The following is a 25,321-nucleotide window of genomic DNA, read 5'->3' as shown; positions in this document are numbered from 1 at the left end:
ATTAGCGAGGATAAACCGTGATGGGAGAACCGAGCACGTTAGCTGGGTTCAATGCGATGGCTGAACCAAGGCCAGGACCACTGAAGCTGAGTCCACCCAGCAAGCCTGTGGCGCCGGTCACGGTGTAGTTGGTGGCTGCCATCAAAGGAGTAGTCACCATCTGACCTTTTTTCACGCTCAGCACGATGTCTTTTTGACCTTGAGTAGACAGGGTTACCTCAGCTGTGTCGCGTCCTGGGTTGTAGAAGGTCACCGTCGGAGCGGTTCCTTGTGGGATAGGAATCAAGATTTCATCAGTGAGGAAAGAACTGGAACTCATCCACGCGAAGTCACCGCCAGTAATGGGGGTGCCTGGGGCAGCAGTGGCATCCGTGAGGGAATCCTGGACTGTTCGAACACCAGCTGCGATGGGCTGCTCACTGGTGACAATCACGGTGTAGGTGCCATCTTCAATGCCGGTGAGAGGCAGCTGGACTGCTTTCTTTGCTTTGAGCTGGGCTGAGTATTCTGTTTTTTCTCCTGTGCTAGAAAGCAGAGTGACCGTGACTTTGCTGTCTTTGTCACCGGGAGCAACAACGCGGATACCCGGATCAAGGTCGCTGATCACGTCACCAATCTCTGATCGTTCGTGATCAGCCTGACCGGTGACAAACACTCCCGTGATGATTTGCTGTGTTGCAAGTCCAGCTCCGGGAACAACCCATTCAACACCGGAAGGAACGAGGGTGCGTGTAACCGATTGCTGCAAGCTGGCGAGGACTTGGCCTCCATTACTCATCACCCGCACAACAGGTGAATACACATCGGGCGCATACCCTGCAAGTGAGACGATACGTTGCTCCCCAGGTTCAACTATGATTCCGTCAGAGTTGGCCGCCTCAACATAGCCATTCTCGGTAAACACTTCCAGAGTGACAGTGGCTGTGACATCCGTGGGGTTAGCTAACATCACCAGTGTTGTGCGACCAACCTCCGTCGAACCACCCACAAGCCACAAATCATTAGCTGGCTCTGTACACGCCGCAGCAGCCAAACCAGAAAGAGATTCTGTTACCAGGAGTTGTTCCTGGTTTCCTGCAAGCAGAGGCGCCTGCTCTGCGCTAGCGGCAGGCGGCACAGAGATAACCTGTGGTGCGCCATAAACAACACCGCTTTGGTTATCTGGTGCGTTTAGCCACGAATTATCAAAATTGTCTACACTCGAGGCTTGTGCATATTCAGGCTGACCATTTGAAATGAACGTAATGGCTGCAGTTCCTCGCGAGAGAACATCTACGAGAGGACCAGGACACACTCTCTGCTGCACAGCAGGAACAGGGGCAATGCTCAACGCTGGTGGTGTTCCCACAAAGCCTGGAATCGGCACCGTCACGAGGGCAACAATTCCCAGAGCTACAGCCCCAGCGCTCACAATTCCGGTGACACCGGTTACACCAGCGCGGACGAGTTTAGTTTTGTTCGTCATCTTGATCACCTGCCAACGGGTCTATCGAGGCAAGTTCCTCTTCGCTTTCAATCAAGCCGGGCAGATAGCGCTTGGGGCGTGCATCGAGCATGACGCTTCCGGTGGGAATGGCGAGCAGGAGCGTCAAAAGAATAATGAGGCCCTGAACGGAACCGATGATGATGCGCCATGGTTCAACCGGGAGAACCGATTGCAGAGGAGCAACTGCGTCGGGGGAATAACCGGGGTAACGCCAGAGCAAACCTGCATCTGTATTTCCCACAATCTCAATACCCGCATTGGCATCCAAGGTTGCTTTCACTCGAGCAGACATCGCTTGGGACTGAGGTGTGGGCTGTTCCCCTAGTTCGGCAAGAGGATCAGTGAGAACAACAAAGCCCACACCCAGCGCAGTGAGTTCTTTGGCTGAATCATTGCCGCTGACCGATGCGAGGTTGCTCACGGTCTCGGCAAGAAGCTTCTCCTGGGCAGCAAAACCGGCACCCGTGGTGACAAAGGTGGAAGTAGCTTCCAAGGTCATGCCGGTCCCGCGCACCAACACCGAGCCCAGACCACCGTCAGGTTGTGGCGTGAGGACGAGGGTTCCCACCTGAGGAGATATGGCTGCTTGGGCAACAACATAGGCAGGAAGTGTTTGTCCGTTGCTGGGGGCCACACGAGAGTTACCCAGGCTCGATGCAGCCAACGCGGGCAGAGCCAAAAGGGACACGGCAGCGATACCGGCCAGGGCAGGGAAGTAGGAGAAGCGCCGAAGGATAGAGGCGCCTGTACCTGCTGCCACAATCAATCCCAGCCACGCCAGGCTCAAACCACTGCCTGGCCACACATTGACCGGCACTGACCCGTTGAAAGACACCTGCAAGCCTGAAGCGAATACAGCAGTGACAATACCCAGCACCATCACAGCAACAGCAAGCTGCGCCCGGATGGGGTACTGCGAGAACAGGCCCACGAAAGCCAACGCGACAAGGACGCCCACCAAGATGGCGACCCAGACGCTGGCAACCGGATTAGCCCAAGGAAGGAAACTGGCAGCTTGCAACCAACCTCCAAGGCCTTCGGTGGGGAAGCCGAGAGCGAGCTGCCAGTGGGGCGCAACAGCACTGGCTGCAGCTGGTCCTGGATCTGCAGCAAGCCCAAAGAGATTCAGGCCAAAAACTTGAATCACCACGATGGGTGCAACTAGCGCTGCTGCAGGAATGGGGAGGGCCAAGAACCGTGGCACATACCTACCGGTCAATAACAAAGTTCCGATCCAGACCACCAGCAGAGCTGGAGCCAAGGAGGGTGAGCATGCCACCACTGCGGCAAACAACAGTGCCGTTGTTGCAGAAGCAGACCACGAGCGGGCGGCACGAATACCAGCAAAAAAGAGGAAGGGCAGCAGAATGTGCGTCATCACGGCGGCAGGGCGGCCATCATGAAGTGCTCCCAAAAGTGCGGGGCTCAGCCCATAACCGACAGCGATAAAAGCGCGAATGCCTGCCCGCTGTGTGAGTCTTGCGGCAAGAAGCCAAGCACCGAGACCTGCCAGGGGCATGGCTAAGAACCACAGCAACACTAACGAGAACGAAGGCTGCCAGAAGGTAAGAGTTCCGAGAAGGGCAACCACAACCGAGAAGCCGTCAGCTGGACCGACGATACTAAATGCGCCTTCGCGCCAACCCCATAGTGTTTGTGCCCAGAGATCTGAGACCTGCGCACCCAAAGGAAGAAGTGCGCCACCTGAAATAGCGTTGGCCCCCACCAGGGTGGAGAAAGCACCAATGGACACAATCGTCAAGATGAGGGTGACCCAGGCTCCACCCCCAGAGAAGAAATGCAGTGGCTTCTTTTCACCGTGCATGCGGATCTGTATTGCTTCTCGCGCAAGAGATTCCCGGCGACGAACATCAGCGCGGGAAATGCGTAAGGGTGCTAAAGCAGACCAGGGCGCTTGTCGGATGCGCTTGATGTTCTTGCGTGCCCGACCGACTGCTCCTCCCGAGAATGCAGCAAAGAGAGCGGCGCGGAATTCGCCGGAAACAGCACCAGGACGCTTTGCCAATAGTTGACCGAGGGAGCGAATTACTGCAGCCGGCATCAACGCCAGCCAGTGCCACATCAACATTCCAGAACCGGAGTAAACCAGGCGACGATAAAGCTCTGCGGAGCGGTACTGACGTGCACGCTTTTTGCGAGCGCGGTAGCTGTCAGTTCCCACAGCACCAATAACGCCATCTCCGGCGTTGAGCACGCGTGCTGTGGGGACGACCGAAACGCGGTGTCCTGCTAGACGGGCGCGAACACAAAAATCGAGGGCGTCATCAACAACGCGCAGCTGGTGATCGAATCCGCCCAGTTCACTCCAGACCTGCTGACGAACGAGCATGCCGTTGCCCCCAACACCCATGACATCACTCATCTGGTCATGTTGTGCCTGGTCAAGTTCATCGGTGACTAAAGAAATGGTTCGGCCGCCTTGAGCCAACGTCAAACCGTATTCACGGATGTAGTCGGGACGATCCCAATCCATTTGCTTCGGACCAACAACAGCTACCGAGGGGGCTACTTCAAGAGCACCAATCAGTTCAGCCAGGGCTGTGGGCTCTGGAGCGCTGTCTTGGGCTAAGAACCACAGCAGATCATCTGGCCCAGTTACAGCTGGAAATGCTCGGGCAGCAACATCGAGTGCTTCCCCAAAACTCAGGCGTCCTTTACCCGCAAGAACTTGGCTTACCCCGAAGGCTTGAAACTGTGCTGACGCATTTTGTTTGGGGGAATTATCCACCGCAAGAATGACATCTGGCTGACGAGTTTGCTTCGAGAGTGCATCGAGGGTTCGCGCAAGATGCTCGCCTCCTTGGCGCGCCACGATTACCGCTGTAACTCTCGTTTTCATCCTCCCCACAGCCTAGGCAGGGGATGCCAAAAACCCACCCAAATGGGTGGGCGTGGCTTGGAAAGAACTACTTCTTCGAACGCGTTATGCGCGGCGACGCAGCTTGCGACGCTCACGCTCACTCAGGCCGCCCCAAATGCCGAATCGCTCATCGTTAGACAGCGCATATTCGAGGCATTCACTGCGAACTTCGCACGAGGTGCAAATCTTCTTTGCATCCCGGGTCGAACCACCCTTTTCAGGGAAGAAAGATTCTGGGTCAGTCTGTGCACACAGTGCGTCAGCCTGCCACGCGAGAGGGTTGTCATCGAGGTCGATGTTGCGAGAAGAAGGGGTTCCTGGAACTCCCAAACGAACTGGATCAACAAACCAATTCTCTGGAACGCTTGCGCGATATTCCGGTGCCATAAAGAACTCCCACCCCGGTGTCTCTTCCGCACGCCACCATGGCGTGTCTATGTAATTACACCGTTGTCATTCGTAAACGTCAAGTCCAGATATTGAAACTTTGAAGACGCGCTGGAGAGTTTGCGTGAAAATCGGGGGATATCCCCTAAAGCGCGATGAAGAGTTCGCCGACGCCACGGACCGTAATTGCCTGTTCTTCCGCAGAAATAAAGGCATGTTGCCCTTGAGACAATTCAATATCGGACTCATGTCCGGTGATGATGAGCTTTCCTGAGGTGCACGTAACAATTGCGTGACGGAGTAACACAATGGCTTGCGTCTGCGAGATGTCGCCTTCGAGATGGACGTGTGCCAGAGAAAAATCAGGAACATCTGGTTCAAAGATGTCAACACCAGGGCTCACCTGAACTGCTTCAAGCAAGGGCACAGGAAGCACATCAGTCTTGGCGACAGAGAGCAACTCCGGAACATCAACATGCTTTGAGGTGAGACCTCCACGAAGGACATTGTCACTGGCAGCCATGATCTCGATACCCAGGCCTCGAATGTAAGCGTGCATATTTCCAGCGGGCAAATACAGTGCTTGGCCTCGGCGCAGTGTCACACGATTAAGAAGCAAAGCAACCACGATGCCGGGGTCTCCGGGGTAGTCACGAGCAAGCTCGATGAGCAGCTCGTCTTTGGTCAGTGCACCGGCGGTAGAAATCTCGGACACCAGGGCGCGTGCGTTCTCCCCGCTCAATGCCCACTCAATAGCCCAGGCAAGTGCTTGATCACCTCGATCAAGTAGCTGCTGTGAAAAATCGGTCAGTGCCGAGGTGGGAGAACAGGCTTGCGCATTCGCTGCAGCGAGACGCTCCAGCTCAGCAACAGTGTCACTTATTGATCTGAACCCGCACAAAGCTTCAAATCTCTCGCTCAAGGCAAAGATTAACTCAGGTTTGTGGGCGTCGTCTTTGTAGTTTCGTACCGGTGAATTCAGGGCAATACCTGCCGTGTTTTCGCGGGCAAATCCCTCACGTGCTTGATCTGGTGAAGGGTGTGCCTGAATAGACAGTGGGTGCGCTGCAGCCAGTATCTTCAGCAGATATGGCAGCGGTGCGTCACCTCTTTGGGTAAGAAAATCTGCAATGGTTCTTGCGCCATCGGCCTCTGCCATGTCAACAATCTGGGTGGGTGAGCCTGGATGTGTGCCCAGCCACAATTCTGCTTCTGGCTTTCCGGTGGGCTCTACTCCCCTGAGCTCAGCAATATCGGTCAACGAGCCCCAGGCATAGTCGCGTGGAGTGTTATCGACTCGAATCATCACATAAGTGAGCCTAGTTTCTGGCCCGAATTTCGGGCTGGAGACTTCCTGACAATTCTCAAAGCGAGTCCCTGCCTAGAACAGCACTGCGCATCCGTTCGTTACTTCGTCTAGCCTTGATACATGCCCGCCAAAGAATATAGAAAAGCTAAGACTGGCCTTGCCGTCGTTGCGCTGTTCATGCTCTTTGCCGGGGAAGCTATTCGCAACCTGGTTGGTTGGGATATCTTCATGGGCCTCAGCGTCGTTTTGACGCTGATTTATATCGTGGTCATCTTCCGTGCTCGTCACCTTATTCACTGGAGAAGCATCCCGTTCTGGCTGGCATTCTTCTCATTGTGGGCGGTGGCATCCATGCTGTGGGCGTATTCACCACCCAACACTGCTCTCACGTTGTGGCCCTTTGTTGAGGTCACGATTGCTGGTGTGGGTATTGCCCTGACCTTGCCCTGGGGTGATTTTGTCCGTGCCCTAGGAACAACCCTGCGTTGGATACTCGGTCTATCACTGGTCTTTGAGCTGTGGGTTGCCGTTTTTGTCGGTCACGCGATTTATCCGGTGTGGGTAGATATCAGCGAAGGAAAAATCCCTGCTGTCTACCAATGGAGTCGGAACCTGCTGTTTGAAGGTGGGCCCATCCAAGGGATAGTGGGAAACCGTAACCAGCTCGGTTTCATTGCAGTTATCGCTCTCATCATCTTCTTTGTCCAATTGGCAGACAAAACTGTGTGGCGAAGCTGGGGTTTCATCTGGGTTGGGCTCTCCCTGTTCACAATCGCATTCACCCGATCAGCAACGGACCTCATTGCACTCGTTGTGGTGATGGTTGTCGCTTTGTTTGCGCTGTGGGCACGAGCGGTTCCGCAAAGTAAACGTCGCCCCGTGTATTTCACTGCCGCAGGATTAGTGATCGTCGCTGCGGCCTTCATCACCTTCGCCCAAGGATTCCTTCTGAGCCTGCTGGGCAAGAGTGAAGATCTGACCGGCCGCAGTGACACCTGGGCAGCGGTGGCCGAGCTAGCTCAGCAACGACCCATCTTTGGTTGGGGTTGGCTTAGCCCCTGGGTTCCCTGGCTTGAACCCTTCAACAACTTGGCCGTGCACAACGGAGTTCACTACCTGCAAGCACACAACACGTGGTTAGACGTGTGGCTTCAGGTTGGCTATATCGGTGTGATTGCTCTGGCGTTTGCCATGATTGGACTGTTGTGGCGGTCCTGGTTTATTGCCGTAGACCGCCCCCGCTGGGATTTGGTTGAAGAACGCCCGTACAGTGCTAACTCTCTTGTTCCCGTATTGATCACGGCCGCCTTGCTCACGCAGAGCTTTGCTGAGAGCCAACTCATTGTTCAATCCGGTTGGGCACTAGTGGTGGCGTTGTCGCTGACGGTGATGGTTCCCACACGCATCACGAAAGCTTTGCGCTAAGGCCTGGACTGTGAAAGAAACTCACTCCCCTGTGGCTGAAGCAGCCTACGCTTTCTTTTCTCACGCCCGTTTTGCTCAAGCGCTCAGCCTGATCCTCATCGGAACAGCCTTCGGCACGCATGCACTGCGGGCACTTTTAGGAACTGCTGGGCTGACGGCTCTCATTGCAGCTGAGCTTGTGTTGCTGACGTTCATGTTGATTGCACGCCGTCGAGTGGTGCGGTGGAATGTGTTTGTCCCGATCACCTTGGCTGTGTTCCTTGCCTGGACAATCGCCAGCTGGTTCTGGTCCTACTATCCGCGTGCCAGCGCAATTGGGTTGGCATCTCAGATTAGTTTCACGGCCCTTGCATTAGGAATCTCTGCTTCCCGTGACACGATCCAACTCATTCGTGCAGTTGGGGATGTGCTGAGAGTATTTTTGGCGACCTCGCTGGTCTTAGAGATTATTGCCGGAGTGCTCATTGATAGCCCCATCACATTCTTAGGCATCAAAGGCAACCTCGTTTCAGGTTCGGGTATTCAAGGAATCTTTGGTTCACGCAATGCGTTCATCATGATTTCGCTCATCGCCGCCATCACGTTCTTTATTGAGTGGCGCACCCAATCTGTGTCACGACAGCTTGCGTTGTGGTCGTTGGCAGGATCTGCAGTGTGTGTGGTGTTGGGGGCATCTCCTGTTGGTTTTGTCACAGCATTGATTGTTGTGCTGCTCGCAGGTTTTATTTCCCTATTGCGCAAGATGGAACCTGGCCTGCGCCGGGGTACCGAGATAGCTGCTGTCAGTGCTCTAGGTGTGTTCATGCTTGTGGTGTGGACTATCCGGAACTCAGTACTGGAGTGGCTTAGTGGCTCCCCCGTGCTGCAATATCGCCTCTCGCTCTGGTCTGAAGAATTACGCCTGGCCAAGATGAAACTCTTGGAAGGCTGGGGTTGGGTTGGGTTATGGCCTCGCAAAACACAGCCGTTCACCGTGATGAATTCCAGCAGTGGTGACATTCATGATTCAGGTTTGAACATTTACCTGGACGTTTGGCTCCAACTAGGAATTGTTGGCCTGGCCTTATTCCTCATTCTTATTGGCTTTGCTTTTGTGCGCAGTTGGACGCTCGCTGTGACCAAGAAGAGTGAACTCTATATTTGGGCGCCACTGGTGCTCTCGGCACTGCTGGTGTCCGGCCTGGCAGAAAGTGCAGGAATCACCGAGTGGGGTTGGTTCCTTGTTGTACTGATTGTCGCCCGCAGCTCAGCGGAACTGAGCTGGCGACGTACTGAGTAACACCAGCTAAGGAGTCGGGGTAGCTGTTGGCGTTGGTGGGTGGATTACCGAGTCAATGTATGTTCTGATACCGGGGTAGTCAGGGTATTCGGTGTCCACAGGGAATGGCTCGTAATACGGAGTGAGTTCAATGTGTGTCACGGGAAGTTCCTTGGTCTTCAAACCAAGATCAACGAAGTAACCGAGCATGGACTGTGGAATATCCGTTTTCACAACCTGCGTTCCTGCGGCAGCAATCTCCTGGAACTTTGCCAACACGTTGGCGGGGTTCATCTGGCGAAGCAATGCTTCTTGAACCTGCTGCTGACGCTTCATACGGTCATAGTCACCGGTGCCAGACCAGCGAGAACGCATGTACATCATGGCGTGGTAGCCATCCATGTGTTGCTCACCGATTTCAATCCACTCAGGAACCTGATCCTCAGGTGTTCCTGGTTCAGCAATAGCGATGCGCTCCTCAACGGTGATAGTGACACCACCGAGTGAGTCAATGAGGTTTTGCAACCCTTGCATATCAATGAGGACGTAGTACTGAATATCTAGACCAGTGATGGCCTCCGCTGCATCACGCATGGCTTCAATTCCGGGTGAGCTACCGTTTGCAGCTGCGTCGGGATATAGGTCAGGGTGATTGAGCTCACCGGCAACATAGACCGTGTTCAAACATGCCCAGCGGGTGCAGTACTCGCCAGTTTCCTGGCTGTAGCCACCAGGGTAGAGCGAATACATGGGTGAGTCTTGATTGAAGGGGACGTTCTGCAGATCACGTGGCATACCGATGATGGTTGCTTGCCCTGTTTCAGCATTAATGCTGACAACTTGTGCGGTGTCTGTTCTCAAGCCGTCACGATCTTCACCAGCGTCGCCACCGAGGAGGAGGAAGTTGTATTGACCATCAACGGGAGGGACACTTGGACCCGCCACGAAAATCTTGCCCAGTGCACTGTTGAGGCTTCCAGTCAGAGAAGCAGCATATGCAGCGCCACCAGAAACGAGAACCATCATGACGACCGTCACACTGGCAACCCACCATCTTGCACGAGGTCCCGTTTTGACGATGCGAATTAGCCGCAGGGTGTCCAAAGTAAGTACCAGCCACAAAATGGCATAAAAGAACAGAGCAATCTGTCCCACAAAAAGGGTCGGCCCCCAGGTGAAGATAAAGAACACAGCCGTTGGCCAGAGCAATCCCAACACAAGAACCAGCGCGGCAAAAACAACTAGCGTGAGGGTGGCGCCCAGACCAATCTTTCCTAGACGCTTATTTCCTGCCAGAGCTTGAACAGATCCGGGGATCAGGAAATTGAGTATGACTAACCACCACGCACGCGTGGTCATCACCTTTTGCGAACTGGTGTCGGGATAACGCAGAGGACTGGTTTGACTCATAGCTGAGACTGGAGCGCCGCGTTCTTTTCTTCGACCAGATCAGCGAGGCCTGCAGCATATGCTTCAACAGCCTTAAGGAGCTCTGGGTTACTGGTTGCCAAAATCTTGACGGCCAGAAGTGCCGCATTCGTTGCGCCGCCAATAGACACCGTGGCAACAGGGACACCAGCGGGCATCTGAACGATAGACAGCAGTGAATCCATGCCATCAAGTTTGGCCAGAGGGACAGGAACGCCCACGACAGGAAGTGGTGTCACACTGGCGAGCATGCCAGGCAGGTGGGCAGCACCGCCGGCACCAGCAATAATCACTTTGAGACCGCGACCAGCTGCCGCCTTACCGAAGGCAATCATCTTCTCGGGGGTGCGGTGCGCAGAAAGCACCTCAACTTCGAAGGGGATGCCAAAGTCGTTGAGAACGTTGGCGGCCGAACTCATGACTGTCCAGTCAGAGTCAGAACCCATTACAACGGCGACTAGTGCGTGCTTTTCGGCCATTGTTCAAGGGTAGAGCTCAGACCTGAAAGAACCCTGCTGCGCCACGCGCCTGATACACAACCTCAGGCAAATCATCACCACTAGCGTTCACGTGGCCAACTTTGCGTCCTGGCCGAGGTTCCTTGCCATAGGTGTGGATTTTGACGGTGGGGTGATCTGCCATAGCGCGAGGGTAGGGAGCGAGCATATCTCCCGAGGAGGGTCCCCCCAGAATGTTGACCATGACCGTATGAGGTGCTGTCAAACCCGTCGCACCCAAAGGCAGATCCAACACTGCACGCAAGTGCTGTTCAAACTGACTGGTGGTGCTGCCATCTTGTGTCCAGTGCCCAGAATTATGCGGTCGCATGGCAAGTTCGTTCACCAGAATGCGATCGTCGGTTGTTTCGAACAGCTCCACGGCCATGACGCCGGTGACATCCAGTTCTGCCGCAATCTGACTAGCGATAGATCCGGCCATATCGGCAATCTTGCCCTGAGACAGGGGCGCCGGAGCGATCACTTCACTGCACACACCATCTGTTTGGATGCTTTCCACCACAGGCCACAACGCCATCTCGCCGCTGGGGCGACGGGCAATCAGCTGGGAAAGTTCGCGACGGAAATCAACCAACTCTTCCAGCAGGATGGATTCACCCGGCCCGAGTTTCTCTAGCCAATCGCTTACATCGGCAGCAGAGGTAATGACGCGAACACCTTTGCCGTCATATCCGCCGCGAGCAGTTTTGGCCACCGCTTTACCGCCCCATTCCTGAAGGAAAGCATCCACATGAGCTTCCTCCGAGGCACGCATCCAGCCAGGAACGGGGATGCCTAATTCTGCTAACCGTTCACGCATGCGGAGTTTGTCTTGAGCAAATTGCAGCGCGTGAGGTCCGGGGTGTACAGCTATTCCCCGCGAGATCAACTCAGCCAACACGTGAGCTGGAACGTGTTCGTGATCGAAGGTGATGACATCGCAGTCAGTGGCAAAAGAGACGACGGTATCGACATCGGTGTAGTCGCCTACCTGCGTGGCAGCAATCTGCGCAGAAGAACCCTCATTCTCAGCGAGTACCCGGATATCTAGTCCAAGATTGATTGCTGGGGGCACCATCATGCGTGCCAATTGGCCGCCGCCTATAACGCCAACTACAGTTGTCAACAGCTCATCTTTCGCGTGGTTGAACGGGTTAGTGAAGTGCAATACACCGGGAGAAACATGACAACATCGGAGCAGATATCTGCACCCGCTGCTTCCCCGAGCCTGTTTACTCGCTTGCGTCTGGGCCTGGTGGGCTACTTCGTCAAGTTCGGACTGGTCGGTTTAGTCGGCTTAGTTGTCGACGTTTCTCTCTTTAATCTACTCTCCCTCTCCGGTGCTGGTTGGTGGTCGGAACCCCTGGTGGCAAAGTTCATCAGCACCTCGGTCGCCATTGTGGTCAACTGGCTGGGCAACCGCTACTGGACCTTCCGCCGTGATAAGCGTTCAGATGTTGCCAAGGAATTCGTTGAATTCGTCGTAGCCTCCGTCGCAGGGATGTTGGTCACCCTGGCCACGCTGTGGTTCACGCACTATGTTCTCGGCTTTGACTCGCTGCTAGCCGACAATATTTCGGCCAACATTATCGGCCTCGGCTTGGGCACTCTTGTGCGCTTTGCGCTTTATCGTTGGTGGGTGTGGAGTGTGAAGCGATGAGCGCCTTAGTCATCATTCCCACCTACAACGAGATTGAAAATCTGCCCACGGTCGTTGCTGCTGTTCGCCATGAAGTCCCTGAGGCCAACATTCTCATCGTGGACGATAACTCTCCGGACGGGACGGGCCACAAAGCTGACGCTCTAGCCGGCGCTGACCCTTTTGTTCACGTGCTTCATCGCAGTGAAAAAACCGGTTTAGGTGATGCCTACCTGGCTGGTTTTGACTGGGGGCTCGAGCGTGGTTTCGAGATTTTGGTCGAAATGGATGCAGACGGTTCCCACCCTGCACACCGCCTGCCAGCTTTACTGGGTGCGGTGTCTGCTCCGACTGTTCCGGGTGCACATTTCCCAGGTCTTGCTATCGGCTCTCGCTGGGTCACAGGTGGTTCCGTAGTGAATTGGCCAGCTCACCGGCTTCTTCTCAGCCGCGGAGCAAACGCCTATGCCCGCCTGGCTTTAGGAATCTCGATCAAAGATTCCACAGCAGGCTTTCGCGCTTTCCGTGCAGAAGTGTTGCGAGGGATTCATCTGGAAGAAGTGAACTCTCACGGATATTGCTTCCAAATTGATTTGACGCTGCGGGTGCTTGATGCCGGGTACACCGTGGTGGAATTACCAATTGAGTTCACCGAGCGCACCGTAGGTCAGTCGAAAATGAGCAAGCACATCGTTTTCGAGGCGATGCGCAGAGTGACCAGCTGGGGCTGGCAGCGCCGCTTTGGCGCGAAGAAAACCTCGACGGTTTAGTAGTCCTGCGTGAAGCGCTGATCATCACGGCGCAGCTGCGCAGACAGCGGGGATTGCTTATCAACCAGCTCTGTCAGTGCTGAGAGCACCAGGTTTGCCTTGGGCAAATCGTAGAGGCGAATGGGCTTTTCTGCTCCGGTGTTCAGCAGTAAATCTCCGGCACCGAAGACTGCTTGCACCGCGTTTTGTCTCACCGTCACGTCGTGGATACGACCGAAGAGAACTTCTTGGCGGGTTCGGGTGAAGATTCCTCGATAAATGATCACGCGACGGGTGGTGATGATGACACGGTTACCTAGCCAGGTCACCAGTGGGAAAACCCACAACAGAATGAGCAAGAGGGCACTCAAAAGCCAGAAGGTGAGTGTCATCCAAAACTCGGGGAACCCCATCGAGAAATAACCCCAGGCGGTGGCAATACCAATCAATGCCATGGTGGGCATGAACAGAACACGTCCGTGTCGGCGCAAGCGCACGACGACAGGCTCGGCAGCCTCAGTGGGGGCAGGGTCAAAAGCAACAGTGGGTTGGGACATCACTTGCAATTATGGAGGCTAGATCACCCTCAGGTGGGTCACATCGCCGGCAGAAACCACAAGTGGTTCGGCACAGTTGGCCATCTCCACCACCAGTGACCCTTCCTCGTTGATGCCGATCGCGGTGCCTACCGGGTTCTCGCCACTGGGCAGTTCCACCCGAACTGAGCGACCTATCGTGTCGCATTCATCACGAATCTGGTCCAACAATCCTGAATTGCGCACATTACCCGCAGCAGAAACAAAGACTTTGGTGATGCGAGAAAACTCGGTGAGATAGGCGGCAAGAAGTTCATCCAGGGATGTGTGGGCTCCTTCAATCGCCAGGGAGGTTGCCGTGGGGACAGGCAGCTGGTCTTCGGCGAGCGCAATGTTGACACCGGTACCCACAACCAATGCCATGCCATCAGGCGTAGTGACGAGTTCACTAAGAACTCCACAAACTTTTCTGCCGGAAATCAAAACATCGTTGGGCCACTTGATCATGGCCTTTTTCCCTGTCGGAAGGACAGAATTACACGCTCTGGTCAGGGCCAAGCCAGCCAATAAGCCAAACCAGCCCAACGATTCTGGAGGCAGTGGTCTGCCTGCAGGAGTTTGTGGGCGCAACAACACAGACACGGCGAGTGAGGCTCCTGCAGGTGCAGACCAGTCACGACCTAAGCGTCCTTTGCCGGCAACTTGGTTATCGGTGGCGATGACGGAAAAGTCCGGCCACGAACTGCCCTCCTCGCTACTGACTCGAGCAACAAGATCAGAGTTGGTCGAGCCCACTTCATCCAGCCACATCAGGCGTGAAGTCAGAGGAGTGCTCAAAGAAAGGTCCATAAGAACAGTTTGCCACTTCATTTTTGTAGAGAAGCTCCAACCCTTTTTCGATACCTATGGCAAGTAGAGTGAAAAGCGTGACTGAAAACGCGAAATCAATTGACCCGTTCACTACCGCTGGAAAGCTCGCCGATCTGAAGGCCCGCTACACCGAAGCGGTTATTGACAGCGGTGCTAAAGCGGCAGAGAAGCAGCATGCCAAAGGCAAGATGACTGCTCGTGAACGCATTGAAGAACTTTTAGATCCCGGCTCCTTTGTTGAGCTGGATGAATACGTGCGTCACCGCACCACCGCCTTCGGCATGGATAAGAACCGTCCATACGGTGACGCTGTTGTGACCGGTACCGGAACTATCCACGGCCGTCAGGTTGCGGTCTACTCGCAGGACTTCACCGTTTTTGGTGGATCTCTTGGTGAAGTAGCCGGTGAAAAAATCATCAAGGTGATGGACCTGGCAATCAAGACAGGTGTTCCTATCTTGGGCATCTTGGACTCCGGTGGAGCTCGTATCCAAGAGGGTGTTGTCGCCTTGGGTAAGTACGGAGAAATCTTCCGTCGCAACACCGCTGCATCGGGTGTGATTCCTCAGATCTCCATCATCATGGGCCCTGCTGCTGGCGGGGCTGTGTACTCCCCAGCCCTAACTGACTTCGTCATCATGGTGGACAAGACCAGCCACATGTTCGTGACCGGCCCGGACGTGATCAAGACGGTCACCGGTGAAGAGGTGGGCTTTGAGGAGCTCGGTGGTGCGCTGACCCACAACACTGTCTCGGGTGTTTCTCACTACCTAGCAGCAGACGAGAGTGATGCTCTTGACTACGCCCGCACCTTGGTTGGCTTCCTGCCCGATAACAACATGGCCGAGCTTCCTGTGTACGAGTCCGAGGTTGAACTCGAGATCACCGACGAAGACAAGAAGCTCAACACTCTGATCCCAGATAGCCCCAACCAGCCTTACGACGTTCACGAAGTGATTCGTGGCATTGCTGACAATGGAGACTTCCTGGAAGTTCAAGCACTCTTTGCCCCCAATATCGTTATCGGTTTTGCTCGAGTAGAAGGCCGCACTGTCGGTGTCGTTGCAAACCAGCCGTCACAGATGGCCGGAACTCTCAACATTGAGGCCGGTGAAAAAGCTTCACGTTTCGTTCGCTTCTGTGACGCGTTCTCCATCCCCATCCTGACGTTGGTTGACGTTCCTGGTTACCTTCCCGGAACCGACCAAGAGTGGGCTGGTGTGATTCGTCGTGGAGCCAAGCTGCTTTACGCTTACTCCGAAGCAACCGTTCCTCTGGTCACGGTGATTACCCGTAAGGCTTACGGTGGCGCCTACATCGTGATGGGCTCGAAGCAGCTGGGTGCAGATATCAACCTCGCCTGGCCCACCGCTGAGATCGCTGTCATGGGTGGTCAAGGTGCTGTGAACATTCTTTACCGCGGTGAAATCAAGAAGGCTGAAGAAGCCGGTCAGGATGTCAACGCCGTGCGCACCAAGCTGGCCAATGAATACACCTACAACGTGGCTAGCCCCTTCTTGGCTGCTGAACGCGGTGAACTCGATGGTGTGATTGAACCGGCACAAACTCGTGTTGCTGTGGTCAAGGCTCTTCGTGCTTTGCGCGGCAAGCGTGCCTCACTGCCTCCAAAGAAGCACGGAAACATCCCACTATGACCTTGGACAACGTTCGTTTCCTCACTCGGGGTGTTACCCCCGAGGAGAAAGCCGCCGTGCTCGCTGTTCTCGATGCACACATCGAAGAAGAGTCCGCTATCGAGCACGAGATTCAAGGCGCTGGTATGAACGCGTGGCAAAAGTCTCAACGCGGAATCCGCGAAGACATCAAGGGTGGCTCCCGTCGCTTTGGCTGGGACTTCGGTCGCTAATTAGCCCTTGATGAAGTGGGCGATTGCTTCCACGTGGTGCGTGTTCGGGAACAAATCAAAGGCACGCAGTTCCTTGAGTTGGTAGCCGCGTTCTGCCAGCAAAGATACATCTCGAGCCAACGCAACGGGGTCACACGCAACATAGACAAGCTGCGCAGGCGAGAGTTCGGCTAAGGAGTTCACAACATCCTTGCCTGCTCCTGCACGCGGAGGATCCAGAATGATCGTGGCTGCTTCGAAGCGTGCCTTCTCGATTGCGTTGAGATCTCGTAGTACCGACTGGAGATAACGGTCTACGCGAGCGGTAACAGCTCGTGCGCCAACCCAATCGACAAGATTTTCTAGGGCATACTCGGTTGCCATCTCATCAGACTCAACCGAGATGATGCGGGTAGTTGACCCGAAACGATCTCCTACAGCGGCAGCAAAAAGTCCCACGCCGCCATAGAGATCAAGGTTTGCTGCACGAGGATCAAAGAGTGCTTCGTCAACCATTGAGCTCACAGCATCCGAGAGTGTGGAGGCAGCATGGCGGTGTACTTGCCAAAAGCCGCGCACGTCTACCTGAAAACTGCGCGTGCCCACAATCTCGGTGATGGGTTCTGCCGCCGGACGCTTCTTATTTTTTGCTGTGTCGACATTGCCTGCAATTGCCCTCGCGGAATCACCAGTGGGCCCAACGAGGTCGATAAAGTCAATGCCCTGAACACGTTGTCCGAAGGGAGCGAGCTCTGCAATGCGTGGAGCTGCTAGAGGGAGATCTTCGACTTCGATAACGTTGTGGCTGCGAGCTGAATAGGGTCCAACTTTTCCCTCGGCATCGACGTGCAGCCGAACGCGGGTTCTCCACTGTGTTCCCCGTGATTCGTTATCGCCAGGCAATGACTCAACTTCGACATCACGATCTATTTTGGCCATGCGTGAGAGTGAATCTTTCAGCACAAAAGCTTTGAGTTCGCGTTGGAACGCAAGGTTCATGTGGCCAAACTCTGCACCGCCGGCACGCTGGGCAGGATCGCGCTGCACACTGGCAGCAGACCAGATGTGTTCTTGGCGGTGTTCTGAAGCCTCGAGTACCTCGACGGTGTCGGCACGCCAGAAACTTTTCTGCGAAGCATCCGTGATGCGTGCCAGAACTCGTTCGCCAGGAATCGTATCTGCGACAAAAATGACACGACCCTCGTGGCGGGCAACACACACACCGCCATGAGCAACGTTGGTAATGTCGAGCTCACAGAGTGTGCCCACGAACTCGGAACCTCGCTGGGGGGAAGAATTTCTGGGTGTTGTTCTCTGTGCCATCATTCGAGCATTCCATACCTGAAGGGTCTTCCGCGTGCGCTTGTACCTCGCTTCTACCTCACCGGCACGCTTAGCCACCTTGCGAAGTTCGGGTATTGAGCCGGTGGTTGTCCCCAGCGAGGTCGACGAGGATGCCGCTGTGGCTGCAGCGGAAGCAGAAGCCGGCGGCCCCCTCTCCCCCGAAGACATGGTGCTTTTACTTGCGAGGGCTAAAGCTGAAGCTGTTCTGACACCAGAAATGGATGGCCTGGTTCTTGGCGGAGATTCTGCTTTTGTTCTCGATGGTGTGACCTATGGCAAGCCACACACTCCCGATGTTGCCTGGCAACGCTGGCAGCTTCAACGTGGTCGCACTGGCAAGTTGTATTCCGGACATTGGCTCATCGACCACACCGGCGGCAGCACACGCTCAGCTATTGGCGAAGTCACCGTTGCTGATGTCACATTCTCTGCAGATATTTCTGATCAGGAGCTTGAGGCCTATATTTCCTCGGGGGAACCGCTGAAAGTTGCGGGGGCATTCACAATTGATTCCCTCGGTGCTGCCTTCATTGAACGCATTGAGGGAGACCCCTCGACCGTGGTCGGTGTCTCCGTTCCTGCAGTTCGCAGGATGGCAAACCAACTGGGAGTGTTCTGGCCCCAGTTATGGAATAACTAGGTCGTTGTAGGCATCGTCTACGACTCGCGCACTTTTTTGTTGAAGATGCCCAACTGAACTGCACCATGCCTTACTAGGCTGGAGGCTATGTCGCGCATTACAAAGGTCCTCATTGCGAACCGTGGAGAAATTGCCGTTCGTATCATCCGAGCAGCCAGAGACTATGGAATCGGTTCCGTCGCTGTTTACGCTGATCAGGATCGCGATGCGTTACACGCCAAGCTTGCCGACGAGGCATACGCCCTCAATGGAACCACCAGCGCTGAAACCTACCTGGTCATTGACAAGCTGCTTGCCGTTGCACGCAAGTCTGGTGCTAACGCTGTTCACCCCGGATATGGATTCCTTGCCGAAAACGCAGACTTTGCTCGCCGCGTTCAGGATGCAGGTCTGATCTGGATCGGTCCCAGCCCCGAAGCTATTGAGCAATTGGGAGATAAAGTTTCTGCTCGTCACGTTGCAGAGAAAGTGGGCGCTCCTCTTGCCCCAGGAACTATCAACCCCGTTTCTGGCGCGGAAGAAGTTCTCGAGTTCGTTGACATCCATGGACTCCCTGTGGCCATCAAAGCTGCCTTTGGTGGCGGTGGTCGCGGCCTCAAGGTGGCACGCAACCGCGAAGAAGTTGCGGAGCTCTTTGATTCCGCCACCCGTGAAGCCATCGCCGCCTTTGGCCGCGGTGAATGTTTCGTGGAGAAATATCTCGATGAGCCACGTCACGTAGAAACCCAGTGTCTTGCAGATGCTCACGGCAACGTCGTCGTTGTCTCCACACGAGACTGCTCGCTCCAGCGTCGCCACCAAAAGCTCGTGGAAGAAGCACCCGCGCCATTCCTCACTCAAGAACAAACCGATGAGCTATACCGAGCATCCAAAGCCATCTTGAAAGAGGTTGGCTACCTCGGAGCCGGCACCTGTGAATTCTTGATTGGTAAGGATGGCACTGTCTCCTTCCTCGAGGTCAACACCCGACTCCAGGTTGAGCACCCTGTCTCTGAAGAGGTCACCGGAATTGACCTCGTTCGTGAACAGTTCCGTATCGCCGAAGGTGGCGTTCTGGATTACCCAGACCCCGTAGTGACCGGCCACTCCTTTGAATTCCGCATCAACGGTGAAGATGGTGGGCGCAACTTCCTTCCAGCACCAGGTCCTGTGCACGTTTTCCGCGCCCCTGGCGGTCCTGGTGTTCGCGTTGACTCTGGTGTTACTGCAGGCGATGTCATCTCTGGATCTTTCGACTCTCTGCTGGCCAAGCTCATTGTCACCGGCGCCACCCGCGAGGAAGCACTCGAGCGTTCACGTCGCGCACTCGATGAGTTCGAGGTTGCCGGTCTTCCCACCGTGCTTCCGTTCCACCGCAAGATTGTGCGTGATCCCGCTTTTGCTCCAGAGGGTGACAAGCCATTCCAGGTGTACACCCGCTGGATTGAAACTGAATTCGTCAACGACATCGAACCGTGGAGTGGTGAGGCGGAAGAAACCCCCTCGCAGGCAAAGCGCCAACACGTCACCATCGAGGTAGATGACCGTCGTATCGAGGTTTCCCTTCCTGCCAAACTGTTGCGCGCGAATGCAGCAGATTTGGCGACACAGGGTCCTGCCCCCGTGCGCAAGGTTGCGTCTCACGCAGTCGGTGGCGCCAGCGGTTCCGCCGTGAAAGCCCCCATGCAGGCAACTGTTGTGAAGATCGCCGTCGAAGAAGGACAGAAAGTTGTCAAGGGTGATCTGATTTTGGTTCTTGAGGCCATGAAGATGGAACAGCCCGTTGAAGCACACAAGGACGGCATCATTTCTGGCGTCAACGCCGAAGTGGGCCAGACCGTCTCCAGCGGTCACCTTCTGCTCAACATCGACGACGTCGAGTAACTTTCATACAACGTGTGAGGGCCCGCCATCTGGCGGGCCCTCACACGTTTAATGTTTTCGTCGCTACTACTTGCGCTCCACTTGGTGGAGTGCCCGAGCCGCATCAACGATGCTTCCCGAGATCGAAGGATAGATAGCAAAGGACTTCGCCACATCGTCGACCGTGAGGCGATGCTCTACCGCCAGGGCGATAGGGAAGATCAGCTCTGATGCGCGGGGCGCAACAACCACACCACCAATCACCGTGCGGGAAGTTGTGGTGGTGATGAGCTTGACGAAACCATCACGAATACCCTGCATCTTGGCGCGGGGGTTGGCCGTCAATGGAAGCTTATATATCGTGCCTCGAATGATGCCCTGTTCAATCTCTGCCTGGCTCCACCCCACCGAGGCAACCTCAGGCTGAGTAAAGATGTTGGCGGCAACGTTGCGCTCGTCAAAGGGGGTGACAGCATCTCCGAGAGCATGGAAGGCAGCGGTGCGTCCTTGCATCATGGCCACAGACGCTAGCGGCAGTGCTGCAGAGCAGTCCCCCACGCCATAAATGTTTGGCACGCTCGAGCGAGCAACACGGTTGACCACGATACGCCCAGCGTCATCGAGTTCAACCCCGGCATCTTCCAGCCCTAAGTTTGCGGTGTTGGGAATGGAACCCACTGCAATCAAACAGTGGCTTCCTTCAACTGTTCTGCCATCAGCCAAAGTCACGATTACGCCCGTGTCGGTGCGCTCCACACTCTGCATGCGCGCCTTGGACATCAGCGTCATGCCGCGGCGGACGAACACATCTTCCAAAACCGCAGCTGCATCAGCGTCTTCACCAGGAAGCACTGTGTCGCGGCTGGAGACCAGGGTGACTTTAGAACCCAATGAGCTGTAGGCAGAAGCAAACTCTGCACCGGTGACACCGGAACCCACCACGATCATGTGTTCGGGAAGTTCGGTGAGGTTGTAGAGCTGCGTCCAGGTGAGAATGCGCTCACCGTCTGGTTTCGCAGTTTCCAGCACGCGAGGGCTTGCCCCCACCGACACGATGATGGTGTCTGCTTCAACGCGATCAAAATCTGTTCCGCCAGGTCCGGTTGACGCAATAACCGCATGGGTGCCATCTAGACGGCCATGGCCTGGAATAACGTTCACTCCAGCTTCTTTGAGAGCTAGCTTCATGTCTTCTGAAGTGTCGTGAGCCAAGCTGAGTAAACGCTTGTTGACGGTGGCGAGGTTGATAGCAATCTCAGGCTTTTGAGCTTTCTTATCTTCACCTGTGACGAAGTAGGTCACACCCAGTTCAGAGGAGCGCTCCAGCGTTGAGGTGAACTCAGCTGTGGCGATGAGAGTCTTCGAGGGAACAACATCGGTGAGCACGGCGGCGCCACCAATACCGGAGCGTTCAATCAGGGTGACTTCAGCACCCAGCTGAGCTGCAGCGAGCGCTGCCTCATAGCCTCCGGGGCCGCCACCCAAAATCGCAATACGCTGCTTACGTTCAAACTCAAAAGACATACGCTCATTCTGCCAGTAGAGGGGCAATAGGCTTTGGTTATGCTCAGCTCTGGTGAGTGGGGTTTCAACCCACTGGAAGATCCCACGCAAAATCCTTCGGATATTGCGAAACAGGCTGCGTTCGAAATTGCGGTCGCTACCGGTATTGGCCATCACGATATCGCGTTGACACTTGGTTCTGGTTGGGGCGCAGTAGTCGACCTCATCGGCAAAACAACCGAGGAGATCCCCGCCGAAGAAATCACCGGCTTCAGTGCTTCAGGGATTCCTGGACACTTGGGAACAATTCGCAGCGTTCTCCTTCCGAACAACAAGCGTGCGCTGGTCATTGGCGCTAGAACTCATTTGTATGAGGGCACAGGCCGTCACGGTTTTGTCCGCCGTGTTGTGCACAGCGTTCGCACCGCAGCAGCAACAGGCGCCACCACCATGATTCTCACCAGTGGTGTGGGTGGAATACGCCCTGCCTGGAAACCTGGAACGCCAGTGCTCATCAAAGACCATCTCAACCTGACGGGAACCACCCCAGTTGAGGGAGCCGAGTATCTGGACCTCACTGAGGTCTACAGTTCTCGCCTGCGCGATATTGCTCTCAGCGTCGACCCGTCATTGGGCCAGGGTGTGCTTGCACAGGTTCCAGGACCTCAATATGAGACTCCCGCCGAGGTGCAGATGCTGCGTGGTTTAGGCGCAGACCTTGTCGGAATGTCTATTGCCTTAGAAGCAATCGCAGCACGGCAAACAGGAATGGATGTCCTGGGGCTCTCTCTCGTGACAAACCTTGCGGCCGGCATTTCCGACCACCCTCTGTCTCACAAGGAAGTTCTCGAGACCGGCGCGGCAGCAGAACCCGTCATTGGCAAGCTTCTTTCGCAGATTATGCAGAAAATCTAGCGAGAGTTCTGCACCGCTTCGATAAAACCCTCAGTTATGGCATCGGCGAGCGCCTCACGGTCCTCGAGCGGCAAGAAGGCAGAAGCAGCAGCATTCTGCTGGAATGCTTCCAGGTCACTGAGCCCATAAGAGAACGCGTCGGCAACGAGCCAGAGTTCTTTAGACAAGGTTGTTCCACTTTGGAGACGGTTGTCGGTGTTGACAGTGACGGTCATACCCAGCTGATAAAGAAGATCAAAGGGGTGATCAAGAATGTCTGTTCCCCAGGCAGCGATAGCACCGGTTTGCAAGTTTGAGCTGGGGCTGAGCTCTAGTGTGATGCCGCGATCTTTGACCCATTGAGACAGGGTGCCCAGGGTGACGAAAGTGGCCTCAGCATCCGATCCGTCAATGGTGATGTCCTCTGCCAGGCGCACGCCGTGCCCAAGACGCAGTGCACGACCGTCATAGAGTGCGCTTTCAATACTGGGCAGACCATCTGCTTCGCCAGCGTGGATGGTGACGGGGAAGTGTTCCTGAGCAAGAAAGTCAAAGGCGGCTTTGTGCTTAGATGCAGGGAATCCCAGTTCTGCGCCAGCAATATCGAAACCAACAACTCCGTTGTTGCGGTGACGCACGGCTAACTGTGCAATCTCGAGCGAACGATCTGCGTGACGCATGGCAGTCACCAACTGTCCAATGCGAATCATCTGGCCTTGAGCGGCGGCATCAACGATGCCCTGCTCAATACCCTCTTGGACATACTCGACGACCTGATCAAGCGTGAGGCCAGCGGTGAGGTGTTGTTCAGGAGCCCAGCGGAGCTCTCCATAGATCACACCATCTCGTGCCAGGTCAATGACAGACTCTCGTGCCACGCGTGTAAGCCCTTCGCGAGTTTGCATCACAGCACAGGTCAGATCAAAGGTCGTCAAATACTCCACGAGGGAACCAGAGTTGGATTGCTCCGCAAACCACAAACCGAGTCCATCAGCATCGAGCACGGGAAGCTCAATGCCTTCTGCTTCTGCCAGTTCAATGATGGTTTCTGGTCGAAGCGAACCATCGAGGTGATCGTGGAGCGAAACTTTGGGAAGCATCCTCACGTCGACTCCATCAACGAAATAGGAGTCAGTCATGAGGTTCCTTCTGAGGTTATCCGGCAAGTTACGAGGTTTCCCCAGTCAACTATTTCCGAGTGGTTGCCGAGGGTAATACCTGTGACAAGTTTGTCACGTGCGGGGTTTAGTCGTGATTCATCACTGCTGAGCAGTGTGAACAGAGGTTGACCGGGCAGGACCTGTTCTCCAGGCTTGGCATGCAGCACTACTCCTGAGGCGTAATCAATCTGTTGTCCCACCGCGCTACGTCCTGAGCCGAGCATCCATGATGCTTCTGCCACGGTGCGAGCATTGATGTCAGTGACGTAAGCATCATGTTCTGCTGCGATCTCGAGCTGATGACGTGCCTGGGGAAGGTGTGCTTGGAGATCTCCGCCCTGTGCCGCTATGAGTTGCTCAAACTTTTCCCAAGCCAGGCCATTGTCTAAATTCTGCGATGGATCAATATCCGTGATGTTAACCATGCTCAACATTTCTCGAGCGAGCACAACCGTGAGCTCTCTGACTTCAGCAGGGCCACCACCTCGAAGTACGCCAATGGCTTCTTGAACCTCCACCGAATTTCCCACAGCATTCCCGAGTGGAACATTCATATTGGTCACGAGTGCTCTTGTGTGAACTCCCTCATCTTCCCCGAGTGCAACCATGACCTCGGCCAGTTCACGAGCTTTCTCCACAGTTGGCATAAACGCACCACGACCCCACTTCACATCCAGGACGAGGTTGCGTGCTCCCGAGGCAATTTTCTTGCTCATGATGCTGGAGGCAATCAGGGGAATAGAGTCCACCATCCCTGAAACATCCCGTAGCGCATAGAGCTTCTTATCAGCGGGGACGAGGTCTGAAGAAGCCCGGGCAATAAATGCCCCGACTGTTTCCAGCTGTGATGTCATCTGAGCTTGCGAAAGCTTTGCGGACCAACCTGGAATGGATTCGAGTTTGTCGATAGTGCCGCCGGTGAACCCGAGGCCTCGGCCGGCAATCTGTGGCACCGCAACCCCATACGAGGCAATCAGGGGTGTGAGGATCAGAGTTATTTTGTCTCCCACGCCACCGGTGGAATGTTTGTCCACCAAAGGTTTGCCCACCTGGTCAAAGTTCAAGGTGGAACCTGTGGCAATCATGGCGTGGGTGAGTTCACGGATTTCTTCCCGGGAGAGTCCCTTTTCATAGACGCCTCGAAGCAGAGGCAACACATCTTCGTCGCTGAGATCTCCAGCAGCATAAGCGCCAACTGCATCTGCGAGGGTGTGAGGTTTCACTAGGAGTTCGTCAGGTTATCTCTGGTGAATGGGTAAGGCATCAAATTCGACAGGGCCACCTCACCTGCGGGGAGTTTGATCACCGCATCGCTGGTGGCGTTCTCTAACAAGATTTGCCGGCATCTGCCGCAGGGAGGAATCAGATGGTCATCTTTATCCACGACTACAAGCGCAACGATTGCTCCTGCATCCTCAGCATGAAGGGCGGACACCACTCCACACTCTGCACACAGTGCATGGCCGTAGGAGGCGTTTTCAACATTGCAACCACGAATGACGCGACCACTGGTTGTCACAGCTGCTGCTCCCACAGGGAATTCTGAATAGGGGGCATAGGCAGATGCTCTGGCACGGATAGCTTCGAGTTGAAGCTCATGCCAGTCAATCTGCGCACTCATCAGTTG

At 55.1% G+C, this 25,321-nt stretch carries 23 protein-coding genes; 9 read left to right on the top strand and 14 right to left on the bottom strand.

Features of this window, described 5'->3' with window-relative positions:
* Window position 1: 1 nt before the first annotated feature.
* The 4 genes from AUMI_RS00655 to manA form a co-directional block, all read right to left on the bottom strand.
* Window positions 2-1,465, bottom strand: a complete 1,464-nt coding sequence (locus tag AUMI_RS00655) for a DUF5719 family protein (RefSeq protein ID WP_096380195.1) — start codon at window positions 1,463-1,465, stop codon at window positions 2-4.
* Window positions 1,449-4,319, bottom strand: coding sequence for a glycosyltransferase (locus AUMI_RS00650; protein WP_231951763.1), 2,871 nt, complete (start codon window positions 4,317-4,319; stop codon window positions 1,449-1,451). The genes AUMI_RS00655 and AUMI_RS00650 overlap by 17 nt, the downstream gene beginning before the upstream one ends.
* A gap of 111 nt (window positions 4,320-4,430) precedes the next feature.
* Complete coding sequence (locus AUMI_RS00645) at window positions 4,431-4,754, bottom strand: WhiB family transcriptional regulator (protein WP_096380190.1); 324 nt, start codon at window positions 4,752-4,754, stop codon at window positions 4,431-4,433.
* Window positions 4,755-4,899: 145 nt separating this feature from the next.
* Complete coding sequence (gene manA, locus AUMI_RS00640; protein WP_231951843.1) at window positions 4,900-6,060, bottom strand: mannose-6-phosphate isomerase, class I; 1,161 nt, start codon at window positions 6,058-6,060, stop codon at window positions 4,900-4,902.
* Between the two features lie 123 nt (window positions 6,061-6,183).
* Here manA and AUMI_RS00635 point away from each other — a divergent pair, with 123 nt between their 5' ends.
* Together AUMI_RS00635 and AUMI_RS00630 are read left to right on the top strand one after the other, a co-directional pair.
* A complete protein-coding gene (locus tag AUMI_RS00635; RefSeq protein ID WP_096380186.1) occupies window positions 6,184-7,488 on the top strand; it encodes an O-antigen ligase family protein in 1,305 nt (434 codons plus the stop codon).
* A 31-nt stretch (window positions 7,489-7,519) separates the two neighbouring features.
* The gene (locus AUMI_RS00630; RefSeq protein ID WP_148664029.1) at window positions 7,520-8,767 is read left to right on the top strand and encodes an O-antigen ligase family protein; all 1,248 of its coding nucleotides are present in this window, start codon (window positions 7,520-7,522) and stop codon (window positions 8,765-8,767) included.
* Window positions 8,768-8,773: 6 nt separating this feature from the next.
* Here the strand turns inward: AUMI_RS00630 and AUMI_RS00625 are convergent, their stop codons facing one another.
* From AUMI_RS00625 to AUMI_RS00615, 3 genes are read right to left on the bottom strand one after another with little or no spacing between them, the layout of a single operon-like run.
* A complete protein-coding gene (locus AUMI_RS00625; RefSeq protein WP_096380182.1) occupies window positions 8,774-10,156 on the bottom strand; it encodes an LCP family protein in 1,383 nt (460 codons plus the stop codon).
* A complete protein-coding gene (gene purE, locus AUMI_RS00620; RefSeq protein WP_096380180.1) occupies window positions 10,153-10,653 on the bottom strand; it encodes a 5-(carboxyamino)imidazole ribonucleotide mutase in 501 nt (166 codons plus the stop codon). Before purE ends, AUMI_RS00625 begins: the two co-directional genes overlap by 4 nt.
* A gap of 16 nt (window positions 10,654-10,669) precedes the next feature.
* A complete protein-coding gene (locus AUMI_RS00615) occupies window positions 10,670-11,797 on the bottom strand; it encodes a 5-(carboxyamino)imidazole ribonucleotide synthase (protein ID WP_231951762.1) in 1,128 nt (375 codons plus the stop codon).
* A gap of 57 nt (window positions 11,798-11,854) precedes the next feature.
* Here AUMI_RS00615 and AUMI_RS00610 point away from each other — a divergent pair, with 57 nt between their 5' ends.
* Together AUMI_RS00610 and AUMI_RS00605 are read left to right on the top strand one after the other, a co-directional pair.
* A complete protein-coding gene (locus AUMI_RS00610) occupies window positions 11,855-12,331 on the top strand; it encodes a GtrA family protein (RefSeq protein WP_096380176.1) in 477 nt (158 codons plus the stop codon).
* Complete coding sequence (locus AUMI_RS00605; protein ID WP_096380174.1) at window positions 12,328-13,080, top strand: polyprenol monophosphomannose synthase; 753 nt, start codon at window positions 12,328-12,330, stop codon at window positions 13,078-13,080. The genes AUMI_RS00610 and AUMI_RS00605 overlap by 4 nt, the downstream gene beginning before the upstream one ends.
* Here AUMI_RS00605 and AUMI_RS00600 read toward each other — a convergent pair.
* Window positions 13,077-13,616, bottom strand: a complete 540-nt coding sequence (locus tag AUMI_RS00600; protein ID WP_096380171.1) for a PH domain-containing protein — start codon at window positions 13,614-13,616, stop codon at window positions 13,077-13,079. The two genes, AUMI_RS00605 and AUMI_RS00600, sit on opposite strands and share 4 nt — an antisense overlap.
* 18 nt (window positions 13,617-13,634) lie before the next feature.
* On the bottom strand, window positions 13,635-14,465 hold the full coding sequence (locus AUMI_RS00595) for a biotin--[acetyl-CoA-carboxylase] ligase (RefSeq protein ID WP_231951760.1): 831 nt from the start codon (window positions 14,463-14,465) through the stop codon (window positions 13,635-13,637).
* Between the two features lie 56 nt (window positions 14,466-14,521).
* Here AUMI_RS00595 and AUMI_RS00590 point away from each other — a divergent pair, with 56 nt between their 5' ends.
* Together AUMI_RS00590 and AUMI_RS00585 are read left to right on the top strand one after the other, a co-directional pair.
* Complete coding sequence (locus AUMI_RS00590) at window positions 14,522-16,120, top strand: acyl-CoA carboxylase subunit beta (protein ID WP_371412353.1); 1,599 nt, start codon at window positions 14,522-14,524, stop codon at window positions 16,118-16,120.
* Window positions 16,117-16,332, top strand: a complete 216-nt coding sequence (locus tag AUMI_RS00585; RefSeq protein ID WP_096380167.1) for a hypothetical protein — start codon at window positions 16,117-16,119, stop codon at window positions 16,330-16,332. The genes AUMI_RS00590 and AUMI_RS00585 overlap by 4 nt, the downstream gene beginning before the upstream one ends.
* On the opposite strand, the gene AUMI_RS00580 is transcribed toward AUMI_RS00585, so the two are convergent.
* Complete coding sequence (locus tag AUMI_RS00580; protein WP_096383350.1) at window positions 16,333-17,634, bottom strand: class I SAM-dependent RNA methyltransferase; 1,302 nt, start codon at window positions 17,632-17,634, stop codon at window positions 16,333-16,335. It abuts the gene before it with no gap.
* 34 nt (window positions 17,635-17,668) lie between these two features.
* On the opposite strand from AUMI_RS00580, the gene AUMI_RS00575 reads away from it, so the two are divergent.
* Window positions 17,669-18,295, top strand: coding sequence for a Maf family protein (locus tag AUMI_RS00575; RefSeq protein ID WP_096380166.1), 627 nt, complete (start codon window positions 17,669-17,671; stop codon window positions 18,293-18,295).
* A gap of 87 nt (window positions 18,296-18,382) precedes the next feature.
* Entirely contained in the window at window positions 18,383-20,158 is a 1,776-nt protein-coding gene (locus AUMI_RS00570) for an acetyl/propionyl/methylcrotonyl-CoA carboxylase subunit alpha (protein WP_096380163.1), read from the top strand.
* Between the two features lie 66 nt (window positions 20,159-20,224).
* On the opposite strand, the gene AUMI_RS00565 is transcribed toward AUMI_RS00570, so the two are convergent.
* A complete protein-coding gene (locus AUMI_RS00565; protein WP_096380162.1) occupies window positions 20,225-21,661 on the bottom strand; it encodes an NAD(P)H-quinone dehydrogenase in 1,437 nt (478 codons plus the stop codon).
* Window positions 21,662-21,700: 39 nt separating this feature from the next.
* Here AUMI_RS00565 and AUMI_RS00560 point away from each other — a divergent pair, with 39 nt between their 5' ends.
* A complete protein-coding gene (locus tag AUMI_RS00560; protein ID WP_096380159.1) occupies window positions 21,701-22,555 on the top strand; it encodes a purine-nucleoside phosphorylase in 855 nt (284 codons plus the stop codon).
* Here AUMI_RS00560 and AUMI_RS00555 read toward each other — a convergent pair.
* From AUMI_RS00555 to AUMI_RS00545, 3 genes are read right to left on the bottom strand one after another with little or no spacing between them, the layout of a single operon-like run.
* On the bottom strand, window positions 22,552-23,673 hold the full coding sequence (locus AUMI_RS00555) for an adenosine deaminase (RefSeq protein ID WP_096380157.1): 1,122 nt from the start codon (window positions 23,671-23,673) through the stop codon (window positions 22,552-22,554). The genes AUMI_RS00560 and AUMI_RS00555 overlap by 4 nt on opposite strands.
* Window positions 23,670-24,917 (bottom strand): thymidine phosphorylase, encoded by a 1,248-nt coding sequence (locus tag AUMI_RS00550; protein ID WP_096380155.1) that lies wholly within the window; start codon window positions 24,915-24,917, stop codon window positions 23,670-23,672. The genes AUMI_RS00555 and AUMI_RS00550 overlap by 4 nt, the downstream gene beginning before the upstream one ends.
* Complete coding sequence (locus AUMI_RS00545; protein WP_096380153.1) at window positions 24,917-25,315, bottom strand: cytidine deaminase; 399 nt, start codon at window positions 25,313-25,315, stop codon at window positions 24,917-24,919. The genes AUMI_RS00550 and AUMI_RS00545 overlap by 1 nt, the downstream gene beginning before the upstream one ends.
* Window positions 25,316-25,321: the final 6 nt, after the last annotated feature.

The sequence above is a fragment of the Aurantimicrobium minutum genome (genome assembly GCF_002355535.1).
In the GTDB taxonomy this organism is placed as follows: domain Bacteria; phylum Actinomycetota; class Actinomycetes; order Actinomycetales; family Microbacteriaceae; genus Aurantimicrobium; species Aurantimicrobium minutum.
This window is presented reverse-complemented; position numbering and strand designations above follow the sequence as displayed.